The sequence below is a fragment of the Streptomyces viridosporus T7A genome (assembly GCF_008704515.1).
GTDB lineage: Bacteria > Actinomycetota > Actinomycetes > Streptomycetales > Streptomycetaceae > Streptomyces > Streptomyces viridosporus.
Genome location: NZ_CP023700.1, coordinates 6,605,527 through 6,619,287, shown reverse-complemented (window position 1 = coordinate 6,619,287; position 13,761 = coordinate 6,605,527). Strand labels below are relative to the sequence as shown.

Below are 13,761 nucleotides of genomic sequence, written 5' to 3'. Positions count from 1 at the left end.
GAGCTCCCCCGCGAAGGGATGATCCCCATGACCTCCCGCACCCCCCTCGCCGTCGCCGCGTCCGCCGGTGCCTGCGCCCTGACCCTCGGGGTCGGCGCGCCCGCCCTGGCGGCTCCCCCCGCCCAGGACGACAAGGCCATGGTGTCCGTCTTCCACGGCATCCCCGGGATGACCGTCGACGTGTACGCCAACGGTGACGAACTGCTCGGCGACTTCGAACCCGGCACGGTGACCGCCCCGCAGGCCCTCGACGCCGGGACCTACGACATCCAGATCTTCGAAGCGGGCCGGGGACCGGACGGCACACCGGCCCTGGAGAAGCAGATCAAGGTGCCCGAGGGCGCGAACGCCACGGTCGCCGCCCATCTCACCGCCGCGGGCGAACCCCAGCTGACGGCCTTCGTCAACGACGTCTCGCAGGTCGACGCCGGCAAGGCGCGGCTGACGGTGCGCCATGTCGCGGCCGCTCCCGCCGTCGACGTCCGCGCGGGCGGACAGCCGGTCTTCACCGGCCTGGAGAATCCGAACGAGGACACCACCGAGGTCGACGCGGGCACCGTGAACGCCGACGTCGTGCTCGCCGGTACGGACACCGTGGCCATCGGCCCGGCCGAGCTGGGCCTCCAGGAGGGGACCAGCACCGTCGTCTACGCCTGGGGCAGCGCCGAGGACGGGAACCTGGCCCTGAAGACACAGACGTTCGGCGGCATGGAGTCGGCGCCCGACACCGTCGACGCCGGCGGCAGCGGCGCGGCCGTCGCCGCGAACTCCTCCGACCAGTGGACGGCCTGGGCCGCCGCGGCCGGAACGGTGACGTTGACGGTGACGGGCGTGCTGGTGGCCCGCCGGGTCGCGGGCCGGCGTGGCTGAGAACCGACGGTGGCTGACCGGCGCGGCGGTGACGGCCGCCGCGCTGGCAGTCGTGCTCGGCCTGTCGGGCGCGCCGTCGGACCCGGCTCCTCCCCCGTCCGATTTCAGCCCCGCGGCCCCCGCGCGCGACACCGCGGCGGCCCGGCCGCCGGGTGGTGCGGGGCCGCGGGCCGACGCCCCGCACCGAAGCCCGCCGCCGCGACGCGTCCTGGTGCGCGACATCGGCCTCGACGCCCGGGTCGAACCGGCCGGCGTGACCGCGCGGGGCGCCGTGGCCGTCCCCGAGGGCCCCTCCACGGCCGGCTGGTACCGCTTCGGTCCGGCGCCCGGAAGCGACCGGGGGTCGGCCGTGCTGGTCGGGCACGTGGACGACGACACCGGCGCCCTCGGCGAGTTCGCCGCACTGTACGAGGTGCGGCGCGGCGACCGGGTCGAGGTGCGGCGCGCGGGAGCGGATCCGGTCGTCTACCGCGTCGTGTCGCGCTCGACGGTGCCGAAGGACGACCTCCCCTCCTCCGTCTTCCGCCGGACGGGGGCCCCGGTCCTCACCCTCGTCACCTGCGCGCCCCCGTTCGTCCCCGAGCGGGGAGGCTATCTGGCCAACCTCGTCGTCACGGCGGTACCGGCCGGGTCCTGACGGTACGCCGGGAGCGCCCGGTCCGCACCCGAGCGGTGCGGGCGGCGGGCACCCGGCACGAGCAACGGGAGGGTACGGTGACCCACGTCGAGACGGCGCACCTGGTGGAACTGGCGTTGGGACACATCGCCCACGACGACCTGGGCGCCCTGCGGCACATCGCGGAGTGCGCCCGCTGCCGGGACGAACTGAGGACGATGACACGCGTGGTGGCCGCCGCGCGCACCGCGGACATCGTGGACCTGCCGACGGCGCCACCGGAGCACGTGTGGCAGCGGATCGCCCGGGAGCTGTCGCAGGGGGCGGGCGCTCCCCCGCCGTCCGCGCGGGACGCCGCCCACCGGCCTCCCGCGGGCCCGGCCGGCCGGGCGGCACCCGGCCGGACCGTCGGGGCCGGCGGAGAGGCACGCCGCCTCCTGCTCGGCCTGCTCGGTCTGCTCGGCCTGCTCGCGGGGGTCGCCGTCGCCCGGAGGGCGGGACGCGGCCGTCCGGTCAGGGCTGCGTGCGGGCCTGTTCGGCGGCCCGGTCGGCGGCGTCGGTCTCCGTGGTGGCCCCGCGCGTACTGAGCTTGCCGCCGCTCGACTCGAGGTGGGCGCGGACGAACCACTGGAAGAGCTCCAGACCGCGCAGCTGCTCGATGAGGATGTCCTGGGTGACGGGGTCGGACGTCTCGGTCTCCTTCATGGCCTCGCGGTGGTCCTCGATGACGGACGTGTACACCAGGTCGAGGGCGCCGAGGTGCTCGATCGCCTCGGCACGGCCGATCGAGTAGTCGTCCCAGGTCCGCTCCCTCACCAGCGCACCGGGGGTCCCGTCGGGTTCGCCGCCGAGGGTGGAGATCCGCTCGGCGAGGTCGTCGGTCATGTCGCGGACCTTGTCGACCTGGGGGTCGATCATCTCGTGCACGGCGATGAAGTGCGGCCCGACGACGTTCCAGTGGATGTGCTTGAGGGTGAGGTGGAGGTCGTTGAGGGAGTGGAGACGCATCTGCAGCAGCTCGATGATGCGCCGGCTGTCCTGGGTGCTCATCCCCGGCACGGTGTACGAGACGTCCGAAGGCTGTGACGGCACGGTGGTGCTCCTTGTGTGGTCCGGTACTGGAACATTCAGATAAGCGGCTAGGGTGCGGATCCGGCCGTCCGACGGCGGCCGACCGGTCCGATCTCACCGGAGTGGAGCAGGGCGGGAGGCCGCCGGGTGCGACCGGCTGCCGCGTCCCGCGGTCCCGCTCGCGGTCCCGCCCGGGGTCACGCCAGCGGGTCGTGGCCCCAGTTCATGAGCGAATACCTCCACCGGGTGTCCCGTACGTCGCCGGCGGGCCGCTGGGCGAGATGCCGCCGGACGTAGCCGACGACCTTCCGCATGTGCCGGTAGTCGTCGTCCGAGAGGTCGCCCTTCTTCGCGCGCAGGATGGCCACGATCCGGCGGCCGGAGGCGTGCCCCGTGGACTCGCCGCCGTCCTCGTGCTGCCCGACGCTCCGCGACTGCTCCGAGGCCAGCCACTGCTCCAGCTCGGCCGGCGTCATGTTCACCAGCTCGCGGAACTCGTCCCAGGTCTCTTTCCGCCGGTCGTCGTCCACGCGGCCTCACTTCTTCCGCAGGGCGGACGGCTTGTGCACCGCGGACCTGCCGGACTTCTCGCTGCGGACCTGGTACTGCGGTTCCTCGGGTGAGGCGTCCACCGTCCGTCCCGCGGCTTCCGTCCGCTCGGTGATCTCCTTCTCCACCTCGCCCTCGGCCCGGCCGCCGTGGCTGCTCCAGGCGACCTTGTCGCCCTTTCTCAGCTTCTCGGGATTCTTCGCCTTCCCCGGATCCTCCGGCTTCCTGCCCTCGCCACGGCTCTTCGCCATCCCGTTCTCCCTCGTTGCGCACGGTGGACAGCTCGACGCCCCCTCTCCAGGGTGCGGGCTTTCCGTCCGCGGCGCAGCTCGCGGGCCGCCGCGGCCGAGCGGTCGTCGTCCCCCGCGGCGGCGGGGACGCCCCGGGGCGGCGAGGACACCCCCGTGGCGGCCGGCGCGCTCCCCACCCGCACGCCCCTCAGCAGGTGCACCGACCGGTGCGTGCCGCGACCATGGCGTTACGGGCTCCGGCCCTCCGGCTCCCCACGGAACAGGCAGGACACATGGACAAGACCCAGCTGATCGAGGCGACCACGGGCAGGGCGGCGGACGACGGCGACCAGCTCACCACCGAGAGCGTCGGGCACACCCTCGACGCCCTCTTCGGGACCGTGGAGCATCCGGGCTCGATCGCCGAGGCCCTCGGCCGCGGGGAAACGGTCCACCTGGGCAGCTTCGGCAGCTTCCACCTCGAGGGCGGGACGGCCGCGTTCCGTCCGGGCAAGGCCCTCACCGAGTTCCTCCAGCACACGACGCGCTGAGCGGGCCGGGGAGCACGTCCCCGGCCCGCTCGTCCCGCTCGCCGTGATCACCCGGTCAGGGCAGGGTCCATTTCTGGTTGGGTCCGGTGTGGCAGGTCCACAGGTGGACGGCGGTGCCGTCGTTCCAGGTGCCGCCGGAGGCGTCGAGACACTTGCCGGACTGCGGATTGCGCACCGTGCCGTCCGACTGCGCCGCCCACGCCTGCGCACCGGTGCCGTTGCACGTCCACAGCTGCACCCGCGTCCCGTCCGCCGTGCCGCCGCCGGAGACGTCCAGGCACTTGCCCAGCGCCCGCAGCGACCCGTCCCCGGCGACCGTCCACCGCTGCGCACCGGTGCCGTTGCACGTCCACACCTGCACCTTCGTCCCGTCGGCCGTACCGGCGCCGTCCACGTCCAGGCACTTGCCGCCCACACCCCGCACCTCACCCGAGCGCGGAACGGGAGGCGTGGTGCCGCCCTCTGCCTTGATCCGGACGTTGCGGAACGCCACCTCGTCGCCGTCACCGTGGTTCTGGATGCCGATGTGCCCCTGGCGCAGACTGCGCGCCGGGTCCGTGTTGGTGAAGTCGTTGATCCTGCGGCCGTTGAGGAACACCTCCAGCCGCTCCCCGGTGACCCGGATCTCGTACGTGTTCCACTCGCCCGGAGGGTTGAGCGCCGCGTCCCGTACGGCGAGGTCGGCCGACCGGAAGCCGTAGACGGCGCCCGTGGTGCGGTCGGGGGCGTCGGTGGCGTCGATCTGGATCTCGTAGCCGTGGTCGACCGCCGACCACGGGTCGTCGGAGGCCGGGAAGCCCACGAAGACACCGGAGTTGTCGTCCCCGCTCATCCTCCAGTCCAGCTTCAGCGAGTAGTCGCCGGTGAACTCCTCCGCCTCGTACCAGTACAGGCCGAGACCGCCGTGGGAGCTGAGCGTGCCGTCCGCGAGGGTGAACCCGCCGGGGCCCGCCTGTTTCCAGCCGGTGGTACCGGTGCCGTCGAAGAGGGGGCGGTAGCCCGTCTCGGGCCGGCAGTCGGCCTCGGTCATGCCCGCCGCCCAGCGGATGCCGCCCAGCAGGTGCCGGCGGAACGCGGGCTCGGCGTAGGACTCGTCGGTGTGCCCGCCGCCCGTGTAGAAGGCGCGGCCGCCCTGGTAGTCCTTGCACCAGGCGATGGGGTGGTCGCCCGCCATCGAACCGCCCGAGTAGCTGGACTCGTCGAGCGATGCCAGTACGTGCGCGGTGGTGCGGGGGTTGGTGCGGTAGTCGTACCACTCGTCGGTGCGCTGCCAGGTGGTGCCCAGGTGGGCGGTGGCGTCGTGCGCCCGGTCCTCGACCTCGACCGTGGCCCGCTGGACCGCCGGGTGGGACCGGAACAGCGCCCCGGCCAGCCCTTCGTAGAAGGGCCAGTCGTACTCGGTGTCGGCGGCGGCGTGGACGCCGACGTATCCGCCGCCGCCCCTGATGTACTGCTCCATCGCGGTCTGCTGCGCGCCGTTGAGGACGTCGCCCGTGGTGGACAGGAACACGATCGCCTCGTACCGGGCGAGGTTGCCGGTGGTGAACGCCTGGGCGTCCTCCGTCGCGTCGACGCCGAAGCCGTGGGCGGCGCCCAGTTCCCGCAGGGCCGCGATGCCGTCGTCGATGGAGGAGTGGCGGAACCCGGCGGTCTTGGAGAAGACCAGGACCTCGTAGGCCGGGTCGGCGGCGGCCGCCGCTCGGGGCGCCGGGGCGGGCTGGGCCGCCCAGGACTGCGGTGCCGCGCACAGCAGGGCGCCCGCCAAGAGGCCGATCGCCGTTCTCAGGTGGTTGCGCATGGGTCGCCTCCTTTCTCTGGGGCTTCGCTAGGGCAGGGTCCATTTCTGGTTGGGTCCGGTGTGGCAGGTCCACAGGTGGACGGCGGTGCCGTCGTTCCAGGTGCCGCCGGAGGCGTCGAGACACTTGCCGGACTGCGGATTGCGCACCGTGCCGTCCGACTGCGCCGCCCACGCCTGCGCACCGGTGCCGTTGCACGTCCACAGCTGCACCCGCGTCCCGTCCGCCGTGCCGCCGCCGGAGACGTCCAGGCACTTGCCCAGCGCCCGCAGCGACCCGTCCCCGGCGACCGTCCACCGCTGCGCACCGGTGCCGTTGCACGTCCACACCTGCACCTTCGTCCCGTCGGCCGTACCGGCGCCGTCCACGTCCAGGCACTTGCCGCCCACACCCCGCACCTCACCGGAACGCGGACCGGGCGTGCCCCCGCCGGAGGTGGTGAAGGAGAACTCGTCCACGTCGAACAGCGCTCCGCCGCCGCCCTTGAACACCAGGTACAGGGTGGTGGAACCGGCCGGCCGGTTGCCGAGGGCGGTGGTGACGTCCTGGAACGTCTCCCAGCCGCCGGTCACCGGGACGGTCGCGGTGCCCAGCAGGGTGCCGGCCGGGGAGCCCGCCCGGACCTCGATGGTGCCGCCGCTGCCGCCGGAGGAGACCCGGGCGGTGAACGCGGTCGCGTTGCCCAGGGCGTACGGCGTGAAGGAGATCCAGTCGCCGTTCTCGATGTGGCCGACCGTCTTCCCGCCGTGCGCGGGAGCGTGGTCCACGACCTGGACCCCCGAGGAGTCGCCGTAGTGCTCGCCCTGCCGGTGGGAGGGCTGGGTGATGCGCTGGTCGTGGGTGGTGAGCGCGGGCTGGCCGTTCGCGCCCCGGTCGGTGTACTCGGCGTCGAGCACGCCGAAGATGTTGGCGTTCGGGTCGTGCTCGCCGTCGGCCAGCGTCCGCAGGGTGCCGGAGCAGCCGGTCGCCGAGGTCTGCGGGTGGCCGTGGCTGTCGTGTCCGACGATGAAGCTGACCTTGACCCTGGAGCAGTCGATGGTGCCGTCCTCGGGGTCGGTCACCGTCACCTCGAACGGGATCGCGTCACCGAAGTCGTGGATCGCGCCGTCCAGGGGGAGCCTCAGGGCGACCGTGGGCGCCGTGTTGCCGACCGTGACGAGGACGGAGGCCGTCCCGGACCTGCCGGTGGAGTCGGTGACCTTCAGCGTCGCCGTGTACTGCCCATTGGTGCGGTAGACGTGCGACGGGTTCGCCTGGGTGGAGGCGCTGCCGTCACCGAAGTCCCACGCGTACGTCAGGCTGTCGCCGTCGGCGTCCGAGCTGCCCGCCGAGGAGAACGTCACCGTGAGCGGTGCCCTGCCCGACGTCACGTCCGCCGTCGCCTGGGCGACGGGCGCACGCCCGCCGGTGACGTGTTCGATGCGGTACAGAGCGGAGTTCGCGTCGCCGTTGAAGTAGCCGGTGCCGTAGTCGAGGACGTACAGGGCGCCGTCCGGGCCGAAGGCCATGTCCATCACCTGGGTGCCGTTCCAGGGGAAGGCGTTGATCGACTGCACGGTGCCGTCGCCGCCGGTCTCGATCCGCTTGATCCAGCGGCGCCCGAACTCGCCCGCGAAGAAGTCGCCGTCGAACTCCTGCGGGAACTTCACCTGCGAGGGGGAGGAGGCGTCGTAGCGGTAGACGGGGCCGCCCATCGGGGACTCCGAGCCGTTGCCGAACTCCGGTACCGAGCCTCCGTCGTAGGGGATCCACGCCGGCTGGGCGGGCGGCAGGTCGGTCAGGCCCGTGTTGCGGGGCGAGGTGTTCTTCGGCGCGGCGCAGTCGAACTTCGCGCCGGAGGCCCCGGAGGCGAAGTCGTGGTCCGTGTAGGCGTCGTTCCTGCCCGTGCAGTACGGCCAGCCGAAGTTGCCCGCCCGGGTGATGCGGTTGAACTCGACCTGGCCGGCCGGTCCCCGCGAGGCGTTCGCGGTACCGGCGTCCGGGCCGTAGTCGCCGAGGTACACGATGCCGGTGGCCCGGTCCACGCTCATCCGGAACGGGTTGCGAAAGCCCATGGCGTAGATCTCGGGGCGGGTCCCGGCCGTGCCCGGCGGGAAGAGGTTGCCGCCGGGGATCGCGTACGAGCCGTCCGCGTTCACCTTGATGCGCAGCACCTTGCCGCGCAGGTCGTTGGTGTTGCCGGAGGAACGCTGCGCGTCGTACGCGGGGTTGCGGGAGGCCCGCTCGTCGATCGGGGTGTAGCCGTCGGAGGCGAAGGGGTTCGTGTCGTCGCCCGTCGACAGGTACAGGTTGCCCTGCGCGTCGAAGTCGATGTCGCCGCCGACGTGGCAGCAGGTGCCGCGCGAGGCGGGCACGTCGAGGATCTTCTTCTCGCTGCCGGTGTCCAGGGTGCCGTCGGTCCTCAGCACGAACCGGGACAGGCGGTTGACGCCGTCGAAGCGGGCGAAGTCCGCCGCCGAGCCGTCGGCCGGGGCGTCACCGGCCGGCGTGTCGAGCTTCGGGGCGTAGTAGAGGTAGACGTGCCGGTTGGCGGCGAAGCCCGGGTCCACCGCGACGCCCTGCAGCCCCTCCTCGTCGTGGCTGTAGACGTCCAGCCGGCCGGCGACCTTCGTGGTGCCGGCGGCGTCGGTGAGCCGGAGCGTGCCGTCCCGCGAGGTGTGCAGGACGGAGCGGTCGGGCAGCACCGCCAGGGTCATCGGCTCACCCGTCTCGGCCACTCCCTTGGCGAGGGTGACCTGCTGGAAGTCCCCGGGCGCCGCGGCCGCCGGGGGCGGTGCGTCGCCGAGTTCGGCCGCTCCGGCCGCGGTCACCGGCAGGAAGCAGCCGGCGACGCACACCGCGGCGAGCGCCAGTGAGCGGATCCGCCGGAGTCCCGGCGGGCGTGGTCCTAACGGTCTCGTGCGCACAGGTGTCTCCCGGGTGTGGGGTGGTGGCAGGACGAGGCGTCCTGCCGGGAGGGGAGTACGGGCGCGCGCCGTCGCGCCGTGAAGTCACCGGTCGCCGATCACCGGTCACCGGTCGCCGGCCATCGCGAGCATGACCGGTACACTTCAAGGAAGTTAGCGGCCTTCGCCGAGCGGCGTAACCCCTTCCGCACGGCGACCCTGTTCTTTTTCCTCGCCCGGGACAAAGTGCTGCCGCGGACCGGCCGCGCCGACACCCCCGGCCCGCGCCCCGATACGGGCCCCGGTACGGGCCGGAGCCCCGAATCCTCCGATCGGCCGCCTGGTCACGGCTTCGACGCGACCTCCCGGGCGAACCGGTGGGTGAAGGCCCGCCAGGCGGCCGTCGACACGGGTTCGTCGGCCAGCGCCCGCGCGTACAGCCGGTCCCGGTCGAGGCCGTGCGCGGCCAGCGGTCCCGTGTCCCAGTCGCGGATCCCGGCGGCGGTCGCCTCGGGGTGGAACTGCAGGCCCCAGGCACGCTCGCCCACCCGGAAGCCCTGGTGGGGACACCGCTCACTGTCCGCCAACCACACGGCTCCCGGGGGGAGTTCGGTGATGGCGTCCACATGGCGCTCGATGGCGGGCGTCACCGCGGGCAGTTCACCGAAGAGCGCGTCCCCCCGGGCCCCGGCCCGCAGCCGGATCGGCGTGCTGCCGTACTCCGGCTCGCCGTGCCGGCCCTTCACGGTGCCGCCCGCGACATGGGCGAGGAGCTGACCGCCCAGGCAGATGCCCAGCACGGGGCTGGAGTCCCGGAGCGCCTGGCCGACGAGGCGGCGCACGGCGGGGAGCCAGGGGGCGCGCTCGTCCTCGTACGGGAGGAAGCCGCCGCCGAGGACGACCAGGGCCCGGCGGTCCAGGCGTCCGGGCAGCGGTTCACCGGCGTAGGCGCGCACCACCTCCAGACGCAGCCCGCACTCCCGCAGCCACGGGCCGACCCGGCCCGGACCGGCGGTCGTCGTGTTCTGGACGACGAGCACGCTCCGCCCTCGGGTGGCACTCATCGGGGTTCGCCTCCTGGCTCGGTGCGTGGAGGAGCCGGTCTGTTCCGAACGACACCCCCCTAGGTCCTGTCGTCGCGGAGCATACGCAGTACGGCCCGTTCCGCGGGTCCCTGGGTGGCGGGGGTGCCGTGCGTGCCTTCCTTGCCGAGGTGGGGCAGCGCGGAAGCGACCGTCTCGCCCTCCTCGTACAGCTCGATCACCCGCGGGTTGATGTAGGAGGCCCGGCAGACCGCGGGGGTGTTGCCGAGGTACCCGGCCACCTCGCGCACCGCCCGTGCGACGGCCCGGCGCCGGGCGGTCTCGCTGCTCGCGACGGACCGCGAGACGGCCAGCGCCACCGCGGCCATGACGGTGGCGTGCCAGGTGCGGAAGTCCTTCGCGGTGATCTCCAGTCCGGCCAGCTCCTTGAGGTAGGCGTTGACGTCCTCGCCGCTCACCTCGTGCCAGGAGCGCCGTTCCCAGTAGGCGAGGAGCCGGTCGCCGTCGTCCCGGCGCCGTCTCAGGGCGGTGAGGCTGCGGCAGGCGGCGGGGTCCGCCACCGTCCGGACGATCTCCTTGCCGTGTTTGCCGGTGTAGGTGAACTGGACGGCGCCGGCCCGGCAGCGGGAGTGCCCGCGCAGCAGCGTGGTGAGGCCGTAGCTGTTGTTCAGTTCGGCGTAGCGGTCGCCGCCGATGCGGAAGAAGCCGAGGTCGAGCAGGCGCACGGCCGTGGCCAGCACCCGCTGCCGGGTCAGTCCGCGGTCGCGCAGATGGCCTTCGACGGCCTCCCGCACCGCGGGCAGCACCTCGGCGACGTCGAGCACGTGCTCGTGCTTGGCCTGCTCCTGCTCGGCGCGGAACTGCGGGTGGTACAGGTACTGGCGGCGTCCGGCGGCGTCGGTGCCCACGGCCTGCAGGTGCCCGTTGGCACGGGTGCAGATCCACACGTCGCGCCAGGCCGGCGGGACGACCAGCTCCCGGATCCGGGCCAGCTCCGCGGGGTCGCGCAGCGGTTCCCCCCGGGTGCCGAGGTACCGGAAGCCGCGCCCGTGCCGCAGCCGACGGTACCCGGGGTCCGTGGGGCGGCTGTGGTAGAGACGCATCCCGGCCTCCTGTTCCTCGTCCGGTGGGACCCGGGGGCCGGCTCGTCGCCGCGCCGCCGCCCGGTGCTCGGTGCTCGGTGCTCGGTGCTCGGTGCTCGGTGCTCGGCAGAGCATGAGGTTCCCCGTTCCCGTTCGCCTACTCGGACCGCGGGTTCCCTCGTCCGTGACCGCCGCCCGGGTGATGTCCGCCGGGCAGCCGGTCTCCTTCCCCTCCGGGGGTCTCGGCGCTCGTGCCCCTCCGCCACCACCGCCGCGCGGGCACGCGGGTGCCGGCGAAGGGCGTTCCGGCGCCGGCGGCCGGGACGCCCGGCGGCGGTCCCGTCCGCTACGGGAGGAGCGCCAGCGCCTCCCGCAGGTTGTGCTCCGCGATCCCGCGCAGGGCGGCCCGGTCGGGATGGTCGCCGTCGAGCAGGCGCAACGGGCCGGTGACCAGGGACAGGTGCATCGCGAGCGCGTAGAGGTCCAGCCGTCGTGGGTCGAGACCGGGCCGGGACAGGGCGGGGTAGTGCGGGCCGAAGCGGAGCCGGAGGAAGACGTGCTCCCATTCGACGTCGAAGTGCATGAGGCCCTCGATGTCGATCAGCACCGCACGGCCGTCGGCGTCGACCAGGACGTGGTCGGGGCCCAGTTCTCCGTGGACCAGCCCGTGCGCGGCACGGGGGGACACCCGTGCGGCGAGGCCGTGCAGACGGTCGCGCAGACGGCCCCGCGCCGCGGCGACCCTCCGCTCCCTGCCCGAGGCCTCCTCGAGGTCGCGCAGGGCCCGGTCGAGGACCAGCCGCTCGCAGGGGACTTCACTCGCGGTGCCGCCCTGCTCCGGCGGGTCCGGCCGGCCGTACCGCGGGGCGAGGTGCCCGTGCAGGACGTCCACCGTCGCGGCCAGGTCGTCCAGGACCGCCGCCGCGCGGGCGGGGTCGCTCTCCAGGAGCGCTTCGAGGGTGCCGCCGGGGACGTCCTCGACGACGGCCACGTCCGCCGGGTGGCGGCGCCGGCTGTCGTCCGCCAGGAGGACCCGCGGAACCCTCGCGCCCAGGCCGTCCAGTTTCCGCCGGGCGGCGAGGAACGGGGCCAGACCCGAGACGGGTGTGAACGGGCCCCCGGCGTCGGTGCCGTTCCGGCCCGGCCAGAAGTTCTCCTCCTCGGCCCAGCTGTAGACGATCGCACTCGCCGCCGGGGCCCCGTCGACCCGGACCCGGTACACCCCCTTCCTGCTGCCTCCGCGCAACCGGTCCACCGCGACCACCCGGCAGCCCGGCCCCAACGCGTCACGGATCAGCCCCGACAGGTCCCCGATCTCCATGAACTTCCGCATCGGTGCACTCAACAGGGGCCGGGAGGCGACCGGCAAGGCACGGGGCGGGAAGGAGTCCACGGCCCGGCGGTGGAGGCGGTCCCGGGGGCCCGGCGGTCCGGTGTTCACCCGCCGGCCAGCGGATTGGGCAGCGGCCGGTAGCGGGCGTCGGCGCCGTCCGCGCCGGTCCAGCGCAGCAGCAGGTTGGTCTTGCCGGGGAGGGTGGGCGCGGTGCGCAGGGCGGCGGCCTCGGGGAAGTCGTGGCGGGCCAGCTCGCGGTGCACGGCGGGCCACGGGTCGAGGCCGGGGTGGTGCTCGGCCAGGGCGGCGGCGATCTCGGTGAGGTGGTTGACGACCAGGCAGTACACCAGCCGCTCCCAGCCGGCCTCCCGGGAGACCGCGGGCGGCCGGCTCGCGCCTCCCGCCGCCCCGGCCGCCCCAACCGCCTTCGCTGCCCCAGCCGCTTCCGCCGCTTCCGCCGCTTCCGCCGCTTCCGGCAGGAGCTTCACCCCCTCGGCGTCCCGGAACAGCGCCTGGACGGGGGTGCTGCCGGCGTCCACGGCGACCAGGGTGTTCTGCAGGTGCGCCTCCAGGACGACGCCGTGCCCGGCGAAGGCCGTCAGGACCGGCGGCACGACCCGGGCCAGGTACGCCCGCCACCAGCCGGCCGGATCGGCGGTGGCGGCCAGCGGGCTGCCGTCGAAGCCCTCGACCAGCGCCGCCGCGAGGTACGGGGTCGCGCCGGGCAGCAGATGGGCGCGCAGCCCGTCGCGCACCACGACGGCCAGTTGTTCGTGGGCGAAGTCCGCGGTGCGGTGGCCGCGGTCGCTCAGCCAGGCCGCCGGGCCGTCGAAGGCGGCGAGGGCGGACCGCGCGGCGGTGTCGGTCGCGCGCAGTCTCAGCAGGTCGTGGCGCCACAGCCGCCGCACGTCGTTGGTGATGCGCACGTCCAGGCTGAACTTCAGGAACAGGTCGCGTCCGGGCGCGTACAGGGTGCGGACGGCGGCCGTCGGCCACACCAGGAACGCGGTCTCGCCCAGCCGCACCAGGCGGCCGTCGGCGAACGCGGGGGCGAGGTCCCGGGCAACGAGGTCCAGTTGCCAGGGGTGGGCGGGCAGCAGGCGGTAGCCGGGCGGGGCCGTGCCCAGGCGGTCGAGGGCGCGGGTGTCGCCCTCGTCGACGACCGTGTCCTCGCGCAGCCCGAGCAGCGTCAGCGGGAAGCGGGCGTGCGCCTCGGGCGCGTACGGCAGCCAGCCGGCCGCGGGGCCGCCGCCGCGTGACTTGGGGGCGGGGTGGTGGGTGTGGCCGGTGAGCAGGGCCTGTTCGGAGCGCAGGTAGGGGTCGTCGGGCGGGGTGGCCCGGGCCCGCGCGGCGAGCAGCGCGGCCACCGCGTCCCGGCTGTCGATCATCTCGGCGGGCAGTTCGTGGTTGGACAGGCCGGTGTGCCGGCGCAACTCCTCGGCGACGAGTTTGACCAGCTCGGTGTGGCCGATCCGGTGCCAGGCGCCCGCCGTGCGCACCTCGGGCGCGGCGGGGCGCCGGGTGCCGCGCACCCGCAGCAGACGGCCCGTTCCGGGCAGGCGGTACGTCCGGAACCCGCCGGGCCCCCGCCCGGGCCGCGCGCCCGCCCCGCCCGCCCCGGGCACCGGCCGGGCCACCTCGCGCAGCAGGCAGTTCAGCAGCGGCACGGCCGCGTAGGCGTCGGCGAGACCGGCGCGGCTCGCCGCGCCGTCGTCTGCGGGCGGGGGCATGGGGT

At 74.2% G+C, this 13,761-nt stretch carries 13 protein-coding genes; 4 read left to right on the top strand and 9 right to left on the bottom strand.

The features are described 5' to 3' along the window. Positions 1–27: 27 nt before the first annotated feature. The 3 genes from CP969_RS30345 to CP969_RS30335 all read left to right on the top strand — a co-directional run bounded on the left by CP969_RS30345 (position 28) and on the right by CP969_RS30335 (position 2,073). Positions 28–870, top strand: a complete 843-nt coding sequence (locus CP969_RS30345; protein ID WP_016823977.1) for a DUF4397 domain-containing protein — start codon at positions 28–30, stop codon at positions 868–870. Then, positions 863–1,507 carry a class F sortase gene (locus CP969_RS30340; protein WP_016823978.1) on the top strand — a complete coding sequence of 215 codons (645 nt, stop codon included), beginning with the start codon at positions 863–865 and terminating at the stop codon, positions 1,505–1,507. The genes CP969_RS30345 and CP969_RS30340 overlap by 8 nt, the downstream gene beginning before the upstream one ends. A 77-nt stretch (positions 1,508–1,584) precedes the next feature. After that, the gene (locus CP969_RS30335) at positions 1,585–2,073 is read left to right on the top strand and encodes a hypothetical protein (protein ID WP_223887126.1); all 489 of its coding nucleotides are present in this window, start codon (positions 1,585–1,587) and stop codon (positions 2,071–2,073) included. On the opposite strand, the gene CP969_RS30330 is transcribed toward CP969_RS30335, so the two are convergent. The 3 genes from CP969_RS30330 to CP969_RS30320 form a co-directional block, all read right to left on the bottom strand. Beyond that, positions 2,000–2,578, bottom strand: a complete 579-nt coding sequence (locus CP969_RS30330; protein WP_004981404.1) for a Dps family protein — start codon at positions 2,576–2,578, stop codon at positions 2,000–2,002. The genes CP969_RS30335 and CP969_RS30330 overlap by 74 nt on opposite strands. A 176-nt stretch (positions 2,579–2,754) precedes the next feature. After that, a complete protein-coding gene (locus CP969_RS30325; protein ID WP_016823980.1) occupies positions 2,755–3,087 on the bottom strand; it encodes a DUF3140 domain-containing protein in 333 nt (110 codons plus the stop codon). Between the two features lie 6 nt (positions 3,088–3,093). After that, positions 3,094–3,357 (bottom strand): hypervirulence associated TUDOR domain-containing protein, encoded by a 264-nt coding sequence (locus CP969_RS30320; protein ID WP_004981408.1) that lies wholly within the window; start codon positions 3,355–3,357, stop codon positions 3,094–3,096. Positions 3,358–3,629: 272 nt separating this feature from the next. On the opposite strand from CP969_RS30320, the gene CP969_RS30315 reads away from it, so the two are divergent. Beyond that, on the top strand, positions 3,630–3,887 hold the full coding sequence (locus tag CP969_RS30315) for an HU family DNA-binding protein (protein WP_016823975.1): 258 nt from the start codon (positions 3,630–3,632) through the stop codon (positions 3,885–3,887). Positions 3,888–3,942: 55 nt separating this feature from the next. Here CP969_RS30315 and CP969_RS30310 read toward each other — a convergent pair whose 3' ends face one another. The 6 genes from CP969_RS30310 to CP969_RS30285 all read right to left on the bottom strand — a co-directional run bounded on the left by CP969_RS30310 (position 3,943) and on the right by CP969_RS30285 (position 13,756). After that, the gene (locus CP969_RS30310) at positions 3,943–5,685 is read right to left on the bottom strand and encodes a lectin (protein WP_016823976.1); all 1,743 of its coding nucleotides are present in this window, start codon (positions 5,683–5,685) and stop codon (positions 3,943–3,945) included. A 27-nt stretch (positions 5,686–5,712) separates the two neighbouring features. Next, the gene (locus CP969_RS30305; protein WP_150474985.1) at positions 5,713–8,589 is read right to left on the bottom strand and encodes a lectin; all 2,877 of its coding nucleotides are present in this window, start codon (positions 8,587–8,589) and stop codon (positions 5,713–5,715) included. A gap of 323 nt (positions 8,590–8,912) precedes the next feature. Continuing rightward, positions 8,913–9,632, bottom strand: a complete 720-nt coding sequence (locus tag CP969_RS30300; protein ID WP_026084762.1) for a type 1 glutamine amidotransferase — start codon at positions 9,630–9,632, stop codon at positions 8,913–8,915. Between the two features lie 59 nt (positions 9,633–9,691). After that, a complete protein-coding gene (locus CP969_RS30295; protein WP_016823983.1) occupies positions 9,692–10,714 on the bottom strand; it encodes a DNA topoisomerase IB in 1,023 nt (340 codons plus the stop codon). 325 nt (positions 10,715–11,039) lie between these two features. After that, entirely contained in the window at positions 11,040–12,026 is a 987-nt protein-coding gene (locus tag CP969_RS30290) for a phosphotransferase (protein ID WP_016823984.1), read from the bottom strand. Between the two features lie 104 nt (positions 12,027–12,130). Further along, the gene (locus CP969_RS30285) at positions 12,131–13,756 is read right to left on the bottom strand and encodes an IucA/IucC family protein (RefSeq protein ID WP_191093704.1); all 1,626 of its coding nucleotides are present in this window, start codon (positions 13,754–13,756) and stop codon (positions 12,131–12,133) included. Between the last annotated feature and the right edge of the window lie 5 nt (positions 13,757–13,761).